Annotated in this window: 1 protein-coding gene; it reads right to left on the minus strand. The window is 42.8% G+C overall.

Annotated features, from left to right (window positions below; translation table 11 throughout):
* Positions 1-45 precede the first annotated feature (45 nt).
* The coding region (locus H1P_RS33650; RefSeq protein ID WP_144875862.1) for an RNA-guided endonuclease InsQ/TnpB family protein at positions 46-1,083 on the minus strand (1,038 nt) is incomplete at its 5' end.

A 1,083-nucleotide genomic window follows, 5' to 3' on the forward strand; every position in this document is an offset into this window, starting at 1 on the left:
TTGACATCCTCTCCGCCCTGCGCTGACGCTAAAGGACGGAGATTCCTAGAACAAACTTAATTGCTCGTAGGTGGTTGACACTTCACCGAGAACAGCTACCACTGGCAGACTTACACACTCTCCATGTCCGTTATTGTATGAGTCGGATTGCCCACCCGCCTCTCTTTTTGTTTGGTTTTTCAGATTAGCTGCTGCGTTTTCGTCTCTGTCGTGGAAAGCGTTGCAATGCAAGCATTCCCACTCGCGCACGTTTAATTCCTTTTTGCCTCCAGACTGGCCACAGCAAGAGCAAATCTGACTACTGGCGTACCAACGATCTACGATAGTTAAATCTCTACCGTACTTATCGCATTTGGCTTGTAGCATAGTTTTGAATTTTGCCCATCCTGCATCTGATATGGCACGAGATAGCTTTCTGTTTTTCACCATGCCAGCCACGTTAAGATCTTCAATTGCCAGACTTTGATTTTCAGTTGCCAATTGAGTAGTTAACTTATGCAGGAAATCTGTTCTTTGTTGCTTAACTTTGGCGTGTAGTTTCGCCAGTCTTAACTTACGTTTTTTCCTCCTGTTGGAATCTTTTTTAGCCTTCGCCAGTCTGCGGTTAGCTAGTTTAATTTTCCGCAGCATCTTCTTGTGCAGCCGTGGGTTTTCTACTTTCTCCCCAGTACTCAGAATAGCAAAGTGAGTCAAACCCAAATCAATCCCGCAACTGATATCTGTTTGGGGTGCTATTTCTTTTGGGACTTCCACCACAAACGAAGCAAAGTAACGCCCAGTTGTATCCTTGATTATGGTTACACTGCTAGGTTCACTGGGTAAGGGTCGCGAAAAAACAACCTTAACATGACCAATTTTAGCTAAATATACAGATTGAGAACTCACTGTAAAAGCATTAGATGCAAATCTAATTGCCTGTTTACCATGCTTCTTTTTGGGCTTTGGTTTACCTATATCTTTTCCCTTTCGCTTACCTGACTTGCTATTAAAATAGTTACTCCAAGCTTGTTCTAAGTCGCGCAAAGATTGTTGTAAAACTACAGATGAAACTTCGGACAACCATCTTCTTTCTTCCGTTTTTTT

This window comes from Hyella patelloides LEGE 07179, assembly GCF_900659865.1.
Classification (GTDB): Bacteria; Cyanobacteriota; Cyanobacteriia; order Cyanobacteriales; family Xenococcaceae; genus Hyella; species Hyella patelloides.